This is a genomic window from Streptomyces rubellus (assembly GCF_036323805.1).
Classification (GTDB): Bacteria; Actinomycetota; Actinomycetes; order Streptomycetales; family Streptomycetaceae; genus Streptomyces.
Window position 1 is genome coordinate 52,431 of record NZ_JAZDCX010000006.1, and the last position, 18,197, is coordinate 70,627.

An 18,197-nucleotide genomic window follows, 5' to 3' on the forward strand; every position below is an offset into this window, starting at 1 on the left:
TCTGTGCGCGAGGGGGGAGTTGAACCCCCACGCCCTTTCGGGCACTGGAACCTGAATCCAGCGCGTCTGCCTATTCCGCCACCCGCGCATGGGTGTTGCCGCTTCGATTCTCCCACACTCCCCGGACCGCTTCCGTCCGGGCCGCCGGGAGCGCCTGGCGACATCTGAAGATTAGCACGCTGCCCGGGGTGGTCTCACACCCGTATCGACCACCCTCGGTTTGGGACACTGGTCCCCAGGCACCTCTACGATCCGTGTGAGGGGTGACACCACACGCGTCGGACCCAGGTGGGGAACCAGCCGTTTTCCTCGCGCGTGGATACGATCAGTAAGCAGTATCGGAGGCGACACGCCGTGTGCGCCCAGCACGCTAGAGCCGAGGGCATCGGGGAAGGAGGTGCACCGTGGGAGTAATGAAGCGCTTCGAGCAGCGTCTCGAGGGTCTCGTCAACGGCACCTTCGCCAAGGTGTTCAAGTCCGAGGTGCAGCCCGTGGAGATCGCGGGCGCCCTCCAGCGGGAGTGCGACAACAACGCGACCATCTGGAACCGCGAGCGCACCGTCGTGCCGAACGACTTCATCGTCGAGCTCAGCACCCCGGACTTCGAGCGGCTCAGCCCCTACTCCGGCCAGCTCGGCGACGAGCTGGCCGGCATGGTGCGCGAGTACGCCAAGCAGCAGCGCTACACCTTCATGGGGTCGGTCAAGGTCCATCTGGAGCAGGCGGGCGACCTCGACACCGGCCTGTACCGGGTCCGCAGCCGCACCCTGGCCGCCAGCACCTCCCAGCCCCAGCCCCAGCCGCTGACCCAGCAGCCCCCGTACGGCGGCTCTCCCGGTGCTGCCCCCGGCGGCTACGGATATCCGCCCCAGCGTCCCGGCGGTGTGCCCCCCGTGCCGCCCGCGCCGCCCCCGGGGACGCCCGGCGCCCCGGCCGGCGCCGCCCCGCCGCCGGCCGGCCGCGCCCGCCAGTGGATCGAGATCAACGGCACCCGCCACCAGATCTCCCGTCCCACCATGGTGCTGGGCCGCTCCACCGAGACCGACGTGCGGATCGACGACCCCGGCGTCTCCCGGCGGCACTGCGAGATCCGGTCCGGAAACCCGGCCACGGTCCAGGATCTGGGCTCCACCAACGGCATCGTGGTGGACGGACAGCACACCACGCGCGCTACGCTCCGCGACGGCTCGCGCATCGTCGTGGGCAGCACCACGATCATTTACCGGCAAGCCGAAGGGTGAAGCGGGGGCAATGTCAGAGCTGACCCTGACGGTCATGCGGCTGGGTTTTCTCGCCGTACTGTGGCTGTTCGTCATCGTGACCGTGCAGGTCATCAGGAGCGACCTCTTCGGCACCCGGGTGACCCAGCGCGCGGCCCGGCGCAACGAGGCCCAGCGCCCGCCGCAGCCCCGCCAGGCACCGCCGCAGGCGGCCCGCGGGGGCGGCCGGCGCCGGGGCGCCCCGACCAAACTCGTGGTGTCCGAGGGCTCCCTCACCGGCACCACCGTGGCCCTGCAGGGGCAGACCATCACCCTCGGCCGGGCCCACGACTCGACGATCGTGCTGGACGACGACTACGCCTCCAGCCGCCACGCCCGGATCTACCCGGACCGCGACGGCCAGTGGATCGTCGAGGACCTCGGCTCCACCAACGGCACGTACCTCGACCGGACCCGGCTGACCACACCGACGCCGATCCCGCCCGGCGCGCCGATCCGCATCGGCAAGACGGTCATCGAGCTGCGGAAGTAGTGAACGCGACCATGACGACCGGAGGGTGGGCACCGTGCGGATGTACCCGGAGCCGACGGGCGAGGTGCGCATGAGCCTGGCACTGCGTTTCGCCGCCGGATCGCACAAAGGCATGATCCGCGAGGGCAACGAGGACTCCGGTTACGCCGGTCCCCGGCTGCTGGCCGTCGCCGACGGCATGGGCGGCCAGGCCGCCGGCGAGGTCGCCAGCTCCGAGGTGATCTCCATCCTCGTCCAGCTCGACGACGACGTCCCCGGCTCCGACCTGCTCACCTCGCTGGGCAGCGCCGTGCAGCGCGCCAACGAGCAGCTGCGCGTCATGGTCGAGGAGGACTCCCAGCTCGAGGGCATGGGCACCACCCTCACCGCCCTGCTGTGGACCGGCCGGCGGCTCGGCCTGGTGCACGTCGGCGACTCCCGCGCGTACCTGCTGCGCGACGGCCGGCTCAGCCAGATCACCCAGGACCACACCTGGGTGCAGCGGCTGGTGGACGAGGGCCGGATCACCGAGGAGGAGGCCACCACCCACCCGCAGCGCTCCCTGCTGATGCGCGCGCTGGGCAGCGGCGACCGCGTCGAGCCCGACCTGTCCATCCGCGAGGTGCGGGCCGGGGACCGCTACCTGCTGTGCTCCGACGGCCTGTCCGGTGTCGTCAGCCACCAGACGATGGAGGAGACCCTCGCCGGCTACCAGGGGCCGCAGGAGACGGTGCAGGAGCTGATCCAGCTCGCCCTGCGCGGCGGCGGGCCGGACAACATCACCTGCATCGTCGCCGACGTCCTCGACGTCGAGGGCGGTGACACCCTCGCCGGGCAGCTCAACGACACCCCGGTCATCGTGGGCGCCGTCGCCGAGAACCAGCACCAGCTCGGCGACCCCGGCACCCTCCAGACCCCGGCCGCCCGCGCGGCCGAGCTCGGCCGCGGCGGCCACGGCCCGGTGCCCCAGCAGCAGTCGCCCGAGGGCTCCGCCGGGGGGTTCGGCCCGCCCGGCAGCGGGAGCCACGGGAGCACGCCGCACGACGGGTCCTTCGACGCGTACGCCCAGGGCGACCTCGGCAAGCCCCGCGGGGGCTGGAAGTGGTTCAGACGGTCCCTGTACCTCGTGCTGGTCCTCGGCCTGATCGGCGGCGGCCTGTACGGCGGCTGGCGCTGGGTCCAGACGCAGTACTACGTCGGGGCCGAGGGCGACCGGGTCGCGATCTACCGCGGCATCAGCCAGAAGCTCGGCTGGATCGAGCTGAGCGAGGTCGAGGAGCGTTCCCCGGTCGAACTCAAGTACCTCCCGGCCTACCAGCGCAACGAGGTGCGGGCCGGGATCTCCATGGACAGCCTCGAACAGGCCGAGGCCCGGCTGGCGAGGCTGGCGGAGCAGGCCGAGGTCTGCAGGCTCGTCGCCCAGCAGCGGCAGGAACGGGAACGCGCCGAGGAGTCCCAGGAGGCCCAGGACGCCGCACCGGGAGACGCCGGGCGGGACGGCTCCGTCCGGGAGGGCGGCGCCGGAGCGGGCGAGGAGGCCGGGAACTCCCCGTCCTCCGCCGCCGTTCAGTCCTCCGCCGTCCGGTCCTCGGGCACCCCGGCCGACGGCACCGCCCGTACCGGTCATGTCATCCACGCCAGCGACAGCACCCAGAGCTCCACCGCTCCGACCCCCGGCCCCACCCTTCCGGAGGAACAGCAGAAGCTCGCCAAGCAGTGCACCACGCCATAGGGGGCCGCACTCCATGAGCACCAGTCACACCACCGGCAGCAACACGACCATCTCTCCGGGAGGGCTGCCCAGCCGCCGCAACACCGAGCTGGTGATGCTCGTCTTCGCCGTGCTCATCCCGGTGTTCGCCTACGCCAACGTGGGCCTGGCCATCGACGGCGAGATGCCCGCCGGGATGCTCGGCTACGGCCTCGGCATCGGCCTGCTCGCGGGCGTCGCCCACCTGGTGGTGCGCAGGTTCGCGCCGTACGCCGACCCGCTGATGCTGCCCGTAGCGACCCTCCTCAACGGGCTGGGCCTGGTCCTCATCTGGCGGCTCGACCAGTCCGAGAGACTCGCCCTGCGCGGCGAGGGGGCCGCCGCGCCCAACCAGCTGATGTGGTCCGCGCTGGGGATAGCGCTCTTCCTGGGTGTGCTGGTGTTCCTCAAGGACCACCGCATCCTGCAGCGCTACACCTACATCTCCATGGTCGTCGCGCTGGTCCTGCTGATCCTGCCGATGTTCTTCCCGGCCAGGAACGGCGCCAAGATCTGGATCAGCATCGGCGGCATGTCCCTCCAGCCCGGCGAGTTCGCGAAGATCATCATCGCGGTGTTCTTCGCCGGCTACCTGATGGTCAAGAGAGACGCCCTGGCTCTGGCCAGCCGCCGCTTCATGGGGATCTACCTGCCGCGCGGCCGCGACCTCGGCCCGATCCTGGCGATCTGGGGCCTGAGCGTCCTCATCCTCGTCTTCGAGACCGACCTGGGCACCTCGCTGCTGTTCTTCGGCCTCTTCGTCGTCATGCTGTACGTGGCCACCGAGCGGACCAGCTGGATCCTGTTCGGCCTCACCCTGGCCGCCGTGGGCGCGGTGGCCGTGGCCAGCTTCGAGCCGCATGTGCAGAGCCGCGTCCAGGACTGGCTGGACCCCTTCCACGTCGTCCGCGAGACCGGCAACGTCAACCAGCCCGCCGCCGCCCTGTGGGCCTTCGGCTCCGGCGGCATGCTCGGGGCCGGACTGGGCCAGGGCCACTCCGACCTGATCGGCTTCGCCGCCAAGAGCGACTACATCTTCGCCACCGTCGGCGAGGAGCTGGGCCTGACCGGGGTCATGGCGATCATCCTGCTGTACGGCCTGCTCGTCGAGCGGGGCATCCGCACCGCGCTGGCCGCCCGCGACCCGTTCGGCAAGCTGCTGGCCGTCGGCCTGTCCGCGGCCTTCGCCATCCAGGTCTTCGTGGTGGCGGGCGGTGTCATGGCCCTCATCCCGCTGACCGGTATGACCATGCCCTTCATGGCGCAGGGCGGTTCGTCGGTCATCGCCAACTGGGCACTCGTCGCGATCCTGCTGAAGATCAGCGACACCGCCCGGCGGCCCGCGCCCGCTCCCGCGCCCTCCCCCGATGCCGAGATGACCCAGGTGGTCCGATCATGAACAAGCCCCTGCGCCGTATCGCCATCTTCTGCGGACTGCTCATGGTCGCCCTGATGATCCGGGGCAACTGGGTCCAGTTCGCCCAGGGCGAGGAGCTGAAGAACGACCCGAAGAACCGCCGGGTGGCCATCGAGCGCTACGGCCAGCCGCGCGGCAACATCATCGTCGACGGCAAGGCCATCACCGGCTCCGCCGAGACCGAGGGCACCGACTTCAAGTACAAGCGGACCTACAAGAACGGCGAGATGTGGGCGCCGGTCACCGGCTACGCCTCCCAGGCGTACGGCGCCACCCAGCTGGAGTCCATCTACGACGGCATCCTCACCGGCGACGACGACCGGCTGTTCTTCAACCGCACCATCGACATGCTCACCGGCAAGGACCAGAAGGGCGGCAACGTCGTCACGACGCTGAACGCCGAGGTCCAGAAGGCCGGCTTCGAGGCCATGGGCGACAAGAAGGGCGCGGCCGTCGCCCTCGACCCGGAGACCGGCGCCATCCTCGGCCTGATCAGCAAGCCGTCCTACGACCCGTCCACCTTCGCCGGGAACTCCGCCAAGGACGAGAAGGCCTGGGGGGCCCTGCAGAAGGAGAACAACGAGGACGAGCCGATGCTCAACCGGGCGCTGCGGCAGACCTACCCGCCCGGCTCGACGTTCAAGGTCGTCACGGCCGCCGCGGCACTGGAGAGCGGCCTGTACGACATCGACGAGAGGACCGACAGCCCGGACCCGTACCGGCTGCCGCAGTCCACCACCGACCTGCCCAACGACGGCAACCACCCCTGTGAGGACGCCTCCCTGCGGGTGGCCCTGCAGTGGTCCTGCAACACCGTCTTCGCCAAGATCAGCGACGAGATCGGCAACGAGGAGATGATCGAGTACTCCGAGAAGTTCGGCTTCAACCAGGAGCACTTCGTCCCGGTCCGCGCCGTGGAGTCGGTCTACCCCGAGGACAACCGGCCGCAGAACGCCATGGCCGGCATCGGCCAGGCGTCCAACCGCGCCACCCCGCTCCAGATGGCCATGGTCGCCGCCGCCGTCGCCAACGACGGCAAGCTGATGGAGCCGTACATGATGGACCGGCTCGTCGCGCCGAGCCTCAACGTCGTCGAGGAGCACAAGCCCAAGGAACTGGGCGAGGCGGTCTCGGCGGAGAACGCCCAGAAGCTCCAGGAGATGATGGAGACGGTCGTCGAGAAGGGCACCGGAACCACCGCGCAGATCGACGGCGTCACAGTCGGCGGCAAGACCGGCACCGCGCAGCACGGCGAGAACAACGAGGAGAACCCGTACGCCTGGTTCATCTCCTACGCCAAGACCGACGACGGCTCCTCGCCGGTCGCGGTCGCGGTCGTCGTCGAGAGCGCCGACGTCCTCCGTGACGACATCGCGGGCAGCAGGCTGGCCGCCCCGGTGGCGAAGGCCATGATGGAGGCCGCGCTCGAAGGCGGGAGGTGACCGGCGGACGCCGGTCGCATCCGCAGTCACGTCCCGGCCTCCCGCGCGGTCCGGGTACCGTATGGCGAGCAGCACCGCCGGGCCGCGAGGGAGACGGTCGGGACGAACGGAGAGGGCTGGACTATGGAAGAGCCGCGTCGCCTCGGCGGCCGGTACGAGCTGGGCTCGGTGCTCGGCCGGGGTGGTATGGCCGAGGTCTACCTCGCCCATGACACCCGGCTGGGACGCACCGTCGCGGTGAAGACGCTCCGGGTGGACCTCGCCCGGGACCCCACGTTCCAGGCCCGCTTCCGCCGCGAGGCCCAGTCCGCCGCCTCGCTCAACCACCCGGCGATCGTCGCCGTCTACGACACCGGCGAGGACTACGTCGACGGGGTCTCCATCCCGTACATCGTCATGGAGTACGTCGACGGCTCGACCCTGCGCGAGCTGCTGCACTCCGGCCGCAAGCTGCTGCCCGAGCGCTCCCTGGAGATGTGTGTGGGCATCCTCCAGGCCCTGGAGTACTCGCACCGCAACGGCATCGTCCACCGCGACATCAAGCCGGCGAACGTCATGCTGACGCGCACCGGCCAGGTCAAGGTGATGGACTTCGGCATCGCCCGCGCCATGGGTGACTCCGGCATGACCATGACCCAGACAGCGGCCGTCATCGGCACCGCCCAGTACCTCTCCCCGGAGCAGGCCAAGGGCGAGACGGTGGACGCCCGCTCCGACCTGTACTCCACCGGCTGCCTGCTGTACGAGCTGCTGACCGTGCGGCCGCCCTTCGTGGGCGACTCCCCCGTCGCGGTCGCCTACCAGCACGTACGGGAGGAGCCGCAGCCGCCGAGCATCTACGATCCCGAGATCACGCCCGAGATGGACGCCATCGTCCTCAAGGCGCTGGAGAAGGACCCGGACTACCGCTACCAGTCCGCCGACGAGATGCGCGCCGACATCGAGGCGGCCCTCGACGGCCAGCCGGTGGGCGCCGCGGCGGCGATGGGCATGGGCGCGGCGGCGTACAACGGCTACCACCCCGACGACCAGCCCACCACCGCCCTGCGCGCGGCGGCCCCGCCGACCGACCGGACGTCCATGCTGCCGCCGATGCGCGAGGACGACGGCGGCTACGGCTACGACGAACGGCCCGACCGGCGGCGCCAGAACCAGAAGAACCACCTGTCCACCGTCCTGCTGGTGCTCGGCGGCATCCTGGTGCTGGTCGGCGCCGTCTTCATCGGCAAGGTGATCTTCAGTCCCAGCGACAGCGACCCGTCCGTACCCGACCTGACCGGACTCACCCTCAGCCAGGCCGAGCAGCGGGCCACCAACGCCAGACTCAAGGTCAGCAAGGGACCGGAGGAGTTCTGCGCGGAGGAGGAGGGCACGGTCTGCAAGACCGACCCGGCGGAGGGCGAGCAGGTCCCGGAGGGCAGCACGATCACGCTGATCATGTCCAAGGGGCCCGCCGAGGTCGAGATCCCCGACGTGGTCGGTGAGGAGTTCGACGAGGCCCGGCAGGAGCTGGAGAACGCGAACTTCGAGGTCAAGCGCGAGACGGAGGTCTCCGAGCAGCCGCCCGGCACGGTCATCGAACAGGACCCGGCGGGCGGCGGCAAGGCCAAGCCCGGCACCGAGATCACCCTGACCGTCGCCGAGGAGGACGAGCGGCCGACCGTGCCGAACGTGGTCGACCAGGACTTCGAGGCGGCCAAGAACCAGCTGGAGGAGCTGGGCTTCACCGTCGTCCGGACCGACCAGGAGGACACCTCCAGGGAGCCGAACACGGTCATCTCGCAGAGCATCACGCCCAACACCAAGGCCGCGCCCAACTCGACGATCACCCTGACCGTCGCCAAGGCGCCCGAGCAGCCCGAGGAGGAGCCGGCCACCGTGCCGAACGTCCAGGGGCAGCGGCTCGCGGAGGCCCAGCAGGCGCTGCAGAACGCCGGCTTCCAGGTCCGGGTGGACGGACCCCAGGGCGAGAACGCCAGGGTCCTCAGCACCGACCCGGGAGCGGGCACCGAGGCCAGGAAGGGCGACACGGTCACCGTACGCACCTTCTCCACCGGCGGTCCGGGCGGCAACGGCGGCAACGGCGGTCCGGGCGGCGACGACGGGAACGGCGGTCCGGGCGGCTTCTTCGGCTTCGACTGACCCGCGCCCGGCCCGGTGCGTTCCCCGTCCGCGGAGAGCTCACGCCGAGAGGGCCCGACCGGCCGGTGCCGGTCGGGCCCTCTCGGCGTGTACGGGGCCGTGTACGGGGCTGGGCGGCCGGACGCGGCGGGCCGGGGCCGGTCGCGGTTCGCCCGGTGCCGGGGCTCCCGGCCGAAGGCCAGGGGGGCCGGGGCGGCCCCCGGCCGCCCGGTGCGGCCGCTAGCGGATCTCCTCGGGCGGGGTGCGCTCGGCGTCCACCTTCTCGGTGCGCACCAGCTCGCCCCAGACGATGTAGCGGTAGTCGGAGGTGAGGATGGGGGTGCAGGTGGTCAGCGTGATGTACCGGCCCGGCTCGTCCCGGCCCGAGACCTCCGGGACGCCGGCCAGCACCTCGACGTTGTACTTCGAGGTCTTCGGCAGGATCTCGTAGACCTTGTAGACGTACCAGGTGTCCTCGGTCTCCACGACGACCGGATCGCCCTTCTCGATCTTGTGGATGTCGTGGAACTTGGCGCCGTGCCCGTCGCGGTGGGCGGCCAGCGAGAAGTTGCCCTCGCCCTTCCAGGGCGGTACGGCCTTCACCGGCTCGGTGTAGTAGCCCGCGACGCCCTTGTTCAGTTCACCGGTGTCGGTGCCCTTCTTGATCAGCACCTCCCCGCCCATCGCCGGGACGTGCAGGAAGCCGACACCCTCCCCGGCGTCGTACGTCCGGTCCTGCGCCGAGCCGCCCGGACCGTCCTGGGCCCAGTTCTCCCGCACCTCGGCGCTGTCGCGCTCGGCCTCGCGGTTGGCGAGCACGTTGGTCCACCACAGCGAGTAGGCGACGAAGAGGCCCAGCAGCACACCGGTGGTGATCAGCAGCTCGCCCAGCACGCTGACGACCGCGGCGATCCGGCCGCGGCGGCCGCGGCGGCCGCGCCGGTGTCCGGGCCCGGGCCCGGGGGCCGAAGCCGTCCGCGCGTCATCCTCCTGGCCGACCACCGACATCCGACGCACCGCCCGCTCTCCTCAACTGGCCACGAAGCGCAGGCTATCGGACGAGCGCGTCCGGCTTTCCCTCGCTCCGGGGACGTTCCTCGACCATTCTGCCCCAGACGATCATCCGGTACTTCGAGGTGAACTCGGGGGTGCAGGTGGTCAGGGTGATGTACCGGCCCGGCTCGGTGAAACCCGACTCGGGCGGGACCGGGCCGATGACACCGACGTTCGACGGCAGGGTCGAGTCGAGCCGGCTGGTCATCTCGTAGATGTAGTAGGTGTCCTGGGTCTCCACCACGATCGGGTCGCCCTTGTCGAGCTTGTTGATGTAGCGGAACGGCTCACCGTGGGTGTTGCGGTGTCCGGCCACCGCGAAGTTGCCCTGCTCGTCCCAGGGCATCGCGGTCTTCAGCGGTTCCTCGGAGTAGTGGCCGACCATGCCGCGGTCCAGGACGCCGTCCTCCTCGGTGCCCTCGGCGATGGGCACCTTCACGTCCAGCTTGGGGATGTGCATGATCGCGAAGCCCTGGCCCGCGGAGAAGGCGCCGGGATCGCGTTCGTCGCTCTTCTCCCCTTCCTGCCACTGCTGTTCGAGCTTCTTCGTCTCGCTGCCCGCCTGGCGGTCGGCTATCACGTTCGTCCACCAGAGCTGGTACGACACGAACAGCAGCATCACCACGCCGAGGGTGATGAACAGTTCGCCGAGGACCCGGCTGGCGACCACCATCGGGCTCTCCTGCCGCGCCCGCTGGGCCCGGCGCCGCGCGGCCCGGCCGCCGTCCGGCGGCGCGGCGGCCGGCTCGGCGGCGGACACGTCGCCGGACGACGGCGCGTCGGCGGCCGGGCCGGTGCGCGCCGGGGGCACGTCCCGCACCTGCCGCAGCGTCATCGTCTCGTCGGCCGGCGGGCCGGGCGACGGCGGGCCGGCCGGCAGCGTCACCTGGCGCAGGGCCACCGTCTCGTCGTCCAGCGCACCACCGGGGACGCCGGGAGCGCCGGGGTCGCCGGGGACACCGCCCTCGGCGGCCGGTGCGGCGGGGGCCGTACGCGGCCGTCCGTGCCGGCCGTGCGGCGCAGGGGAGGGCCGCGGCGTGCTCGCCGTCCGCCGTCCTCCCGGCCCCGGGCCCGGCACGGGCCCGGCGGTCAGGCCGGTCGTCAGACCGGCCGGCGGGTCGCTCGGGAGGGCGCCCGGGGAGGCGGCCGGGGAGCCCGGCAGGGGGTCGCTCAGCGGGTCGGCGAGCCGCCCCACCGCGGCCTCGAACGCGTCCTGCCCGGCGTACGGGTCCGCGGCGGCACGGTGGCGCCCGGTGGGCGGGCGCTCCCCGCGGGTGCCCTCCGGACGCAGCGCCGTCACGCCCCGACCACCGGGGCCAACCCACTGGAGCGCCCCACGGCTCCGGCGTCACCGCACCGGACGAGCCAGTTGGCGAGCATCCGGTGGCCCCACTCGGTGAGTACCGACTCGGGGTGGAACTGCACACCCTCCACCGGCAGTTCACGGTGCCGCAGCCCCATCACGACGTCCGTCTCCGTCCATGCGGTGACCTCCAGCTCCGCGGGCACGGTGCCGGGCTCGACGGCGAGCGAGTGGTAGCGGGTCGCGGTGAAGGGGGAGGGCAGCCCGGCGAAGACGCCGGTGCCCTCGTGGTGGACGGCCGAGGTCTTGCCGTGCAGCAGTTCCGGTGCCCGGCCCACCACCCCGCCGTAGGCGACGGCCATCGACTGCATCCCCAGGCAGACCCCGAAGACGGGCAGTCCGGTCGCGGCGCAGTGCCGCACCATGTCGACGCAGACCCCGGCCTCCTCGGGCGTGCCGGGCCCGGGGGAGAGCAGCACCCCGTCGAACCCTCCGCGCGCCGCCGCCGGGGCCCCCGGCACGTGCTCGGGGCGGACCTCGTCGTTGCGGACCACCTCGCACTCGGCGCCGAGCTGGTAGAGGTACTGGACGAGGTTGAAGACGAAGCTGTCGTAGTTGTCGACGACAAGAATGCGCGCGCTCATCGGTCCTGTCCCGTCTGCTCCGGTTGTCCCGCCCGCCCCTCGTCGACCGTCACGTCGCTGAACGGCAGGAGCGGCTCGGCCCAGGGGAAGACGTACTCGAAGAGCGTGTAGACAACCGCGAGCACCAGCATGAGCGAGAGCAGCGCGCGTACCAGCGTGTTGCCCGGCAGGTGCCGCCAGATCCAGCCGTACATGCCGTGTTGCCGTCCCTTCTCTTCCTGCGGACCCCAGGGTACGGGTACGCGGGCCCGCCGGGGGCCCCAAGCGGCCCAATGCGTCCGAGACCACTCGGAGACCGGGCGGAGACCGCTCGGAGACCGTTCGGGGAGCGGGCGGGCGGCGGGCCGGGGACCGGGCCTGGGCGCCGGGCCGTTCCGCTCAGTCCTCCACCGGGCCGGAGTGGCGCAGGTCCACCGAGCCGGTGTAGCCGGGCAGGGTCACCCTGTCGTGCTCGTCCACCGACCAGCCCAGACCGTAGGCGTCGACGTACTCGCGGTAGTTCCGCACGGCGGGCGCCGCGTCCAGCGCCTCGCGCAGTTCCCCGGTGTCGCCGACGGCGGTGATCGTGTAGGGCGGGGAGTACAGCCGGCCCTGGAGGATCAGGGTGTTGCCGACGCAGCGCACCGCGCTGGTGGAGATCAGCCGCTGGTCCATGACCTTTATCCCCCGGGCGCCGCCCGCCCACAGGGCGTTGACGACGGCCTGGAGGTCCTGCTGGTGGACGACCAGGTCGTTGGGCTGCGGCTCGGGCAGGCCGGGCATCCTGGCGGTGGCGTCCGGCGGGGCGTCGTCGAGGGTGACGGTGAGGGCGGAGCCGGTCAGCGGCCGGGTGCCCGCCGTCCTCGCCAGTTCCTCGAAGGCGCGCTTCTCGGCCTCGGTGTCGCCGCTGTCGCGCCGGGCGAGGTCCTCGACCTCGCCGCGGAGCCGGGTCACGGAGGACTCCAGCTCCTGGTTGCCGTGGCTGCGCTCCTGGATGAGGTCGGACAGCCGCAGCATCGAGTCGTCGCTGCGCAGATCGGTGCCCTGGGCGGTGTTGAAGCTCACCCAGAAGAGGAACCCGGCCAGGGCGAAGACGCCGCCGGTGGCGAGCCGCACGGGCCGGAAACGGGAAATTCTCACCTTACCCACGTCTCCCTCCGGCGCATCGAGGTACTACGCTAACGGAACCAAGCAGCGTCTCCTCCCCGGGCCTCCGCCCGGAGCCGCCGGGGAGGACCCCACAGGCGGGCCAGCGCGGTCACGCAGCGCATCGACAGGAGAGTCCCTCGTGCCGAAGTCACGGATCCGCAAGAAGGACCAGTTCACGCCGCCGCCGGCGAAGAAGCAGACCACGGACATCAAGTTCGGCTCGGGGCGGAACTGGGTCGCCCCGCTGATGCTGGCGCTGTTCCTGGTCGGTCTCGCCTGGATCGTCGTCTTCTACGTGACGACGGGCGACCTGCCGATCGAGTCCCTGGGCAACTGGAACATCGTGGTGGGCTTCGGCTTCATCGCGGCGGGGTTCGTCGTCTCCACCCAGTGGAAGTAACCGGCGGCCGAGTTATCCACAGGTCTTCCACAGCCCTGGGAAAACCTCAGAAGGTCTGTGGATAACTTCATCGGTCCATCTGTCGTTATGACTGGTGACCCCCGGTAGGCGGACCTCTCCACCCCCTTCTGGCAGGGAAAACGCGACTTCCGCACAGCTGTGCGCCTCCCCGTCGACGCCATGCACAAGATCCGTCACCTGCTGTGGATAACCTATGGCCACAGCTCTGCGGCTGCCTCTGCCGCCGCCTTCGCGGCCACCGGATCAGCCGAGGAGCCCGGCGGTACGGACCGCGCAGACGACGAGGATGACCAGCAGCACGGCCGCGAGGGTGCCGTACTGCACCGCCGACCGCCGCGCGCGGGGGGCGTGGACCAGCGCGTAGGCGATGACCACGCCCGTGACCAGTCCGCCGACGTGGGCCTGCCAGGAGATGTTGGGGACCCCGAAGGTGATGAACAGGTTGATCGCCAGCAGCACCAGGATCGGGCGCAGGTCGTAGTTCATGCGCCGCGCCAGCACGGCCGTCGCCCCGAACAGCCCGTAGATCGCCCCCGAGGCGCCCAGCGACCCCTGGTTCTGCGCGGCGGCCAGATACGTCAGCGCGCTGCCGCCCAGCGCGGACAGCAGGTACAGGGCCAGATACCGCCAGCGGCCCAGCGCGGCCTCCAGCTGCGGGCCGAGCCACCACAGCGCCAGCATGTTGAAGCCGATGTGCCAGACCTCCCGGTGGAGGAAGGCGGAGCTCAGCAGCCGGTACCACTCGCCGGCCGCGACCCCGACCCACCGGGAGAGCTCCGGGTCGTAGGCGTAGCCCACCATCGACAGCGCCTCGACCAGCCGGTCACCGGACGTGAGCACCGCGAGGAACATCACCAGGTTGAGTCCCAGGAGCACCTTGGTGACCAGCCGGGTGTCGGCGACGACGGCGCCGCCCGCCAGGGTGCGCGGCCGTACGGCACCCGGTGCGCCGCCCCCGCCGGAGCCGCCGGGGCCGCCGCGGACGCACTCGGGGCACTGGAAGCCCACGGACGCCGGGATCATGCAGTCGGGGCAGATCGGCCGGTCGCAGCGGACGCAGGAGATGCCCGTCTCCCGGTCCGGATGCCGGTAGCAGCGCGCCGGCGCGGGCCGCTGCCCCTGCTCGTCCTCCATCGCCACCCCTCAACGCCCCTCGGGTCCTGGTGCCGGACGACCCGGCGTACCGCGCGGACCGCCGGTGCGGTCCGCGCGTGACGGACACCGTCCCACCTGTCCTACGGCCAGGCGGGACGGTGGGTTCCCGGTCCCGTGCTCCGGCGGCCCGGCACTCCGGGCACCGCGGGACCGGCGGATCAGCGGTGCTCGACGGCGACCGACTCGATCACGACGTCCTCCAGCGGACGGTCGGTGCGCTGGTTGGTCCGGACGGCCGCGATGGCGTCCACGACCTTCTGGCTCGCCGGGTCGGCGACCTCGCCGAAGATGGTGTGCTTGCCGGTCAGCCAGGCGGTCGGGGAGACGGTGATGAAGAACTGCGACCCGTTGGTGCCCGGACCGGCGTTGGCCATCGCCAGCAGGTACGGCCGGTTGAACGCCAGGTCCGGGTGGAACTCGTCGGCGAACTCGTAGCCCGGGCCACCGGTGCCGTTGCCCAGGGGGTCGCCGCCCTGGATCATGAAGCCGCTGATCACCCGGTGGAAGACCGTGCCGTCGTACAGCCTGTCGGTCGACTTCTTGCCGGTGGCGGGGTGGGTCCACTCCCGCTTGCCCTCGGCGAGCTCGACGAAGTTCTTGACCGTCTTCGGCGCGTGGTCCGGGAAGAGCCGGATGACGATGTCGCCGTGGTTGGTCCTCAGGGTGGCGTGGAGCTGCTCGGCCACGATCTACCTTCCATCTGTCTGTTCGGACCCCCCGATCCTCGCACAGCCGCGGTGTCCGGCACCCGGTCCGCGGCGCCGCCGGGGCGCGGAGCGTGCCCCGCCGCCTTCCGCCGGAGCACGCCGCCCCGCGCCGACGCGCTCCCCCGTAGCCCGGATGCCCGCGGGAGCATGCCCCGACACCGCCGGACAGGCATGATCTCGACCATGGGTGGAAGGCGGAATAAACACGCCACCGATGAGGAGGAGATCCCGTGACCCGCATGAAAAGCGTGCGCAGCGCCACAGACAACGCGAGGGACAGCGTGCGCCACGCCGCGGAGGTGGTGGCGCCGAAGGTGGCCCTCGCGGCCGACCAGGCCCGGTCCACCGTGCGGGGGCAGTACGTCTCGCACGTCGCGCCGCGTCTGGGGCAGGTGCGCGAGACGATCCCCCCGGCGGTCGACACGGCCGCCGTCCGGGCGGCCCAGCGCACCCGTGAGGCGGCCCGGACGGCGAACGAGTTCGCCGGTCCCCGGGTCGAGGCGGCCCGCGCCGCGGCCGGTCCGGTCCGGGAGGCCGCGCTGGCCCGGTCCGCCGCCGCCGTCGCCGCCCTGCGCGGCGAACTGACCGCGGACGACATCCGCCGCCTCGCACGGCGCAAGGCCCGCCGGGCCCGTACCGGCCGGGCCGTCAAGGGCATGCTGGTGTTCGGCCTGCTGGCCGGCGGCGCGACGGCCGTCTGGAAGTGGTGGGAGCGGCAGTCCAACCCCGACTGGCTGGTCGAGCCCCCGGACGCCACCGAGGTCGGCAACGGCGCCACCGTCTCCGAGACCGCCACGAACGGTTCCTCCCCGGCCTCCGCGAAGGCCGGGACGGAGACCGGGGAGACCGGGGAGACCGACACCCAGGGCGTCTCGTCCGAGGCCGCTCCGCGGTCGGAGTCCCGTTCGGACGAGGAACGCTGACGGCGCCCGGCGCCCGTCCTCCGCGCCCTCGCGGCCCCGCGACCCTTCCCGCCCGCGTGCATCGGCACATGTCGGCGCGGCACGCGGGGGAGAGGACAGGAACAGGCCCGGTGCCGCGGACCCAGGAGGTCCGCCGGCACCGGGCCTGCGCGGCGTGGAGCTTAGGGGAGTCGAACCCCTGACATCTGCCATGCAAAGACAGCGCTCTACCAACTGAGCTAAAGCCCCGCCGACGACCAGAGTACCCAATGTCCCGGGTTGCTTCCGACCGGGTATCGCTCCCCGTCCGCCGCCTCCGTAGGATGCTCCGCAAGTTCGCTCCAGCGAAGCGAACACGGGGAGACATGGAGAGAGCAATGGACGCAACACAGCAGGAGGCGACCGCGAGGGCAAGGGAACTGCAGAGTCAGTGGTACGGCGAGCCCCTGGGCACCCTGTTCCGGCGGCTCATCGACGATCTGGGCCTCAACCAGGCGAGACTGGCGACCGTCCTCGGTCTGTCGGCGCCCATGCTCTCCCAGCTGATGAGCGGTCAGCGCGCGAAGATCGGCAACCCCGCCGTCGTCCAGCGGGTCCAGGCCCTGCAGGAGCTGGCCGGCGAGGTCAGCAGGGGCACCGTCACCGCCGCCGAGGCCACCCAGCGGATGGAGGAGATCCGCCGCACCGCCGGGGGGAACGTACTGAACACCACCAACCACGGCACCTCCTCCAGCGGCCAGGCGACCACCGTCAAGCGGGTGGTGCGCGAGATCCAGGCGCTGCTGCGCTCGGTCGCGGACGCGGCCGACATCATCGACGCGGCGGGCACCCTGGCGCCCAGTCACCCGGAACTGGCCGAGTTCCTGCGGGTGTACGGAGCCGGGAAGACCTCCGACGCGGTCCGGCACTACGAGGCGCACCAGGCCTGACCGGAACGGGCTCGTGAGGGACACGGCCGGCACGGGGACGCGGGGACGGGAGCGGGCGCGGCGCGATGGGTGAGATCTTCGGTGGCCGGTACGAGCTGGTCGACCCGATCGGACGCGGCGGGGTGGGCGCGGTCTGGCGCACCTGGGACCACCGGCGCAGGCGGTACGTGGCCGCGAAGGTCCTCCAGCAGCGCGACGCGCACACCCTGCTGCGGTTCGTCCGCGAACAGGCGCTGCGCATCGACCACCCCCACGTCCTGGCCCCGACGAGCTGGGCCGCCGACGACGACAAGGTCCTGTTCACCATGGACCTGGTACGCGGCGGCTCGCTCGCCCACCTCATCGGCGACTACGGCCCGCTGCCGCCCGGCTACGTGTGCGTCCTGCTCGACCAGCTGCTGTCCGGGCTGGCGGCGGTGCACGCCGAGGACGTGGTGCACCGCGACGTCAAACCCGCCAACATCCTGCTGGAGGCGACCGGCACCCGCCGGCCCCATCTGCGGCTGTCGGACTTCGGGGTCGCGATGCGCAAGGGCGAACCACGGCTGACCGAGGCGGACTACGTCGTCGGCACACCGGGCTACTTCGCGCCCGAACAACTGCTGGGCGCCGAACCGGACTTCCCGGCCGACCTGTACGCGGCCGGCCTGGTGGGGGTGTATCTGCTCACCGGCCGGAAACCGGACTCCGAGGGGCTGGTGGAGGCGTACCTGGACGGGATGCCGCCGGCGCCCGAGGGCGTCCCGGAGCCGCTGTGGGAGGTGCTCGGCACCCTGCTGCACCCCGATCCGGACAACCGCTTCCGGACGGCGACGGGGGCGCGCAGGGCGCTGGCGTCCGCCGTGGAACTGCTTCCGGAGGAGGCCGGGGCGGAGCACGAGGCGGTGGAGGTCTTCGACCACATCGGGCCGCTGCCGCCGGGATTCGGGCCGGACGGGCCGGTGGACGGAGCCACGGGGTCCGACGGGCACGCACCGCTCTCGCCCTCGGACACCGGAAGCTTCCATCTGGCGCCCCCGACCGGGGAGGTTCCGCTGACCCGGCGGCCGGATCCGTCCACCGGGCAGCCCGTACGGCCGCCGGACCCGCAGTGGCCGGCCACCCCGTCGGCCCCCGCCCGGCCGCCGCAACCGTACTCTCCTCCGCAGCCACAGCCGCAGCCACAGCCACAGCCACAGCCACAGCCACCGGCGTACGGGTACCCGTATCCGGCGCACCCGCACACCGGAGCGCGGCCGCACACCGGAACACCCCCGACAGGGCCCTACACCGAGGGCTACCGGCCCGCTCCGGCCTCCGGGGCCCGCCAGACACCGTCGGCACCACAGGCACCACAGGCGGCGGGGCGGACGGCACCGCCGGTCCCACCCGCCCGCGCAAGGCGCCCCGGCCCGCCGCCCGCGGTGGCGGTCCCGGTCCTGGTGCTCGCCCTGCTCTGCATCGCCGTCGGTCTCTGGGCGCTGTCCCAGACCTGACGCGCGGCCGGGCGGAGCC

Annotated in this window: 17 protein-coding genes and 2 tRNA genes; 10 read left to right on the forward strand and 9 right to left on the reverse strand. The window is 71.9% G+C overall.

Annotated features, from left to right (window positions below; genetic code table 11):
• Window positions 1-4: 4 nt before the first annotated feature.
• A tRNA-Leu gene (locus tag V1L54_RS08675) sits at window positions 5-88 on the reverse strand.
• Between the two features lie 316 nt (window positions 89-404).
• Between V1L54_RS08675 and V1L54_RS08680 the strand changes: the two genes are divergently transcribed.
• The 6 genes from V1L54_RS08680 to pknB all read left to right on the forward strand — a co-directional run bounded on the left by V1L54_RS08680 (window position 405) and on the right by pknB (window position 8,482).
• Window positions 405-1,241, forward strand: a complete 837-nt coding sequence (locus tag V1L54_RS08680) for an FHA domain-containing protein (RefSeq protein WP_330117325.1) — start codon at window positions 405-407, stop codon at window positions 1,239-1,241.
• A gap of 10 nt (window positions 1,242-1,251) precedes the next feature.
• Entirely contained in the window at window positions 1,252-1,752 is a 501-nt protein-coding gene (locus V1L54_RS08685) for an FHA domain-containing protein FhaB/FipA (RefSeq protein ID WP_330117326.1), read from the forward strand.
• A gap of 25 nt (window positions 1,753-1,777) precedes the next feature.
• Window positions 1,778-3,463, forward strand: coding sequence for a Stp1/IreP family PP2C-type Ser/Thr phosphatase (locus V1L54_RS08690; protein ID WP_330117327.1), 1,686 nt, complete (start codon window positions 1,778-1,780; stop codon window positions 3,461-3,463).
• Window positions 3,464-3,476: 13 nt separating this feature from the next.
• Window positions 3,477-4,880: an FtsW/RodA/SpoVE family cell cycle protein gene (locus V1L54_RS08695; RefSeq protein WP_330117328.1), complete on the forward strand. Its 1,404-nt coding sequence runs from the start codon at window positions 3,477-3,479 to the stop codon at window positions 4,878-4,880.
• Entirely contained in the window at window positions 4,877-6,340 is a 1,464-nt protein-coding gene (locus V1L54_RS08700; protein WP_330117329.1) for a peptidoglycan D,D-transpeptidase FtsI family protein, read from the forward strand. The genes V1L54_RS08695 and V1L54_RS08700 overlap by 4 nt, the downstream gene beginning before the upstream one ends.
• 123 nt (window positions 6,341-6,463) lie before the next feature.
• Window positions 6,464-8,482, forward strand: a complete 2,019-nt coding sequence (gene pknB, locus V1L54_RS08705) for a Stk1 family PASTA domain-containing Ser/Thr kinase (RefSeq protein WP_330117330.1) — start codon at window positions 6,464-6,466, stop codon at window positions 8,480-8,482.
• 219 nt (window positions 8,483-8,701) lie between these two features.
• Here pknB and V1L54_RS08710 read toward each other — a convergent pair whose 3' ends face one another.
• From V1L54_RS08710 to V1L54_RS08730, 5 genes are all read right to left on the reverse strand, one after another.
• A complete protein-coding gene (locus tag V1L54_RS08710) occupies window positions 8,702-9,469 on the reverse strand; it encodes a class E sortase (RefSeq protein WP_330117523.1) in 768 nt (255 codons plus the stop codon).
• Between the two features lie 43 nt (window positions 9,470-9,512).
• The gene (locus V1L54_RS08715) at window positions 9,513-10,814 is read right to left on the reverse strand and encodes a class E sortase (protein WP_330117331.1); all 1,302 of its coding nucleotides are present in this window, start codon (window positions 10,812-10,814) and stop codon (window positions 9,513-9,515) included.
• On the reverse strand, window positions 10,811-11,461 hold the full coding sequence (locus tag V1L54_RS08720) for an aminodeoxychorismate/anthranilate synthase component II (protein ID WP_330117332.1): 651 nt from the start codon (window positions 11,459-11,461) through the stop codon (window positions 10,811-10,813). Before V1L54_RS08720 ends, V1L54_RS08715 begins: the two co-directional genes overlap by 4 nt.
• A complete protein-coding gene (locus V1L54_RS08725) occupies window positions 11,458-11,655 on the reverse strand; it encodes a hypothetical protein (RefSeq protein WP_330117333.1) in 198 nt (65 codons plus the stop codon). The genes V1L54_RS08720 and V1L54_RS08725 overlap by 4 nt, the downstream gene beginning before the upstream one ends.
• A gap of 184 nt (window positions 11,656-11,839) precedes the next feature.
• Window positions 11,840-12,580 (reverse strand): DUF881 domain-containing protein, encoded by a 741-nt coding sequence (locus V1L54_RS08730; protein ID WP_330117334.1) that lies wholly within the window; start codon window positions 12,578-12,580, stop codon window positions 11,840-11,842.
• Window positions 12,581-12,728: 148 nt separating this feature from the next.
• On the opposite strand from V1L54_RS08730, the gene crgA reads away from it, so the two are divergent.
• A complete protein-coding gene (gene crgA, locus V1L54_RS08735) occupies window positions 12,729-12,989 on the forward strand; it encodes a cell division protein CrgA (RefSeq protein WP_330117335.1) in 261 nt (86 codons plus the stop codon).
• 264 nt (window positions 12,990-13,253) lie between these two features.
• On the opposite strand, the gene V1L54_RS08740 is transcribed toward crgA, so the two are convergent.
• Both V1L54_RS08740 and V1L54_RS08745 read right to left on the reverse strand, forming a co-directional pair.
• Window positions 13,254-14,144: a rhomboid family intramembrane serine protease gene (locus V1L54_RS08740; protein ID WP_330117336.1), complete on the reverse strand. Its 891-nt coding sequence runs from the start codon at window positions 14,142-14,144 to the stop codon at window positions 13,254-13,256.
• A 179-nt stretch (window positions 14,145-14,323) separates the two neighbouring features.
• Window positions 14,324-14,851, reverse strand: coding sequence for a peptidylprolyl isomerase (locus V1L54_RS08745; RefSeq protein WP_330117337.1), 528 nt, complete (start codon window positions 14,849-14,851; stop codon window positions 14,324-14,326).
• Between the two features lie 260 nt (window positions 14,852-15,111).
• Between V1L54_RS08745 and V1L54_RS08750 the strand changes: the two genes are divergently transcribed.
• Window positions 15,112-15,795 carry a DUF5324 family protein gene (locus V1L54_RS08750; protein ID WP_443076562.1) on the forward strand — a complete coding sequence of 228 codons (684 nt, stop codon included), beginning with the start codon at window positions 15,112-15,114 and terminating at the stop codon, window positions 15,793-15,795.
• A 155-nt stretch (window positions 15,796-15,950) separates the two neighbouring features.
• Here V1L54_RS08750 and V1L54_RS08755 read toward each other — a convergent pair.
• Window positions 15,951-16,023 (reverse strand) — tRNA-Ala (locus V1L54_RS08755).
• A 128-nt stretch (window positions 16,024-16,151) separates the two neighbouring features.
• On the opposite strand from V1L54_RS08755, the gene V1L54_RS08760 reads away from it, so the two are divergent.
• On the forward strand, window positions 16,152-16,703 hold the full coding sequence (locus V1L54_RS08760; protein WP_330117339.1) for a helix-turn-helix domain-containing protein: 552 nt from the start codon (window positions 16,152-16,154) through the stop codon (window positions 16,701-16,703).
• A gap of 65 nt (window positions 16,704-16,768) precedes the next feature.
• Window positions 16,769-18,178 (forward strand): serine/threonine-protein kinase, encoded by a 1,410-nt coding sequence (locus V1L54_RS08765; protein WP_330117340.1) that lies wholly within the window; start codon window positions 16,769-16,771, stop codon window positions 18,176-18,178.
• Window positions 18,179-18,197 lie beyond the last annotated feature (19 nt).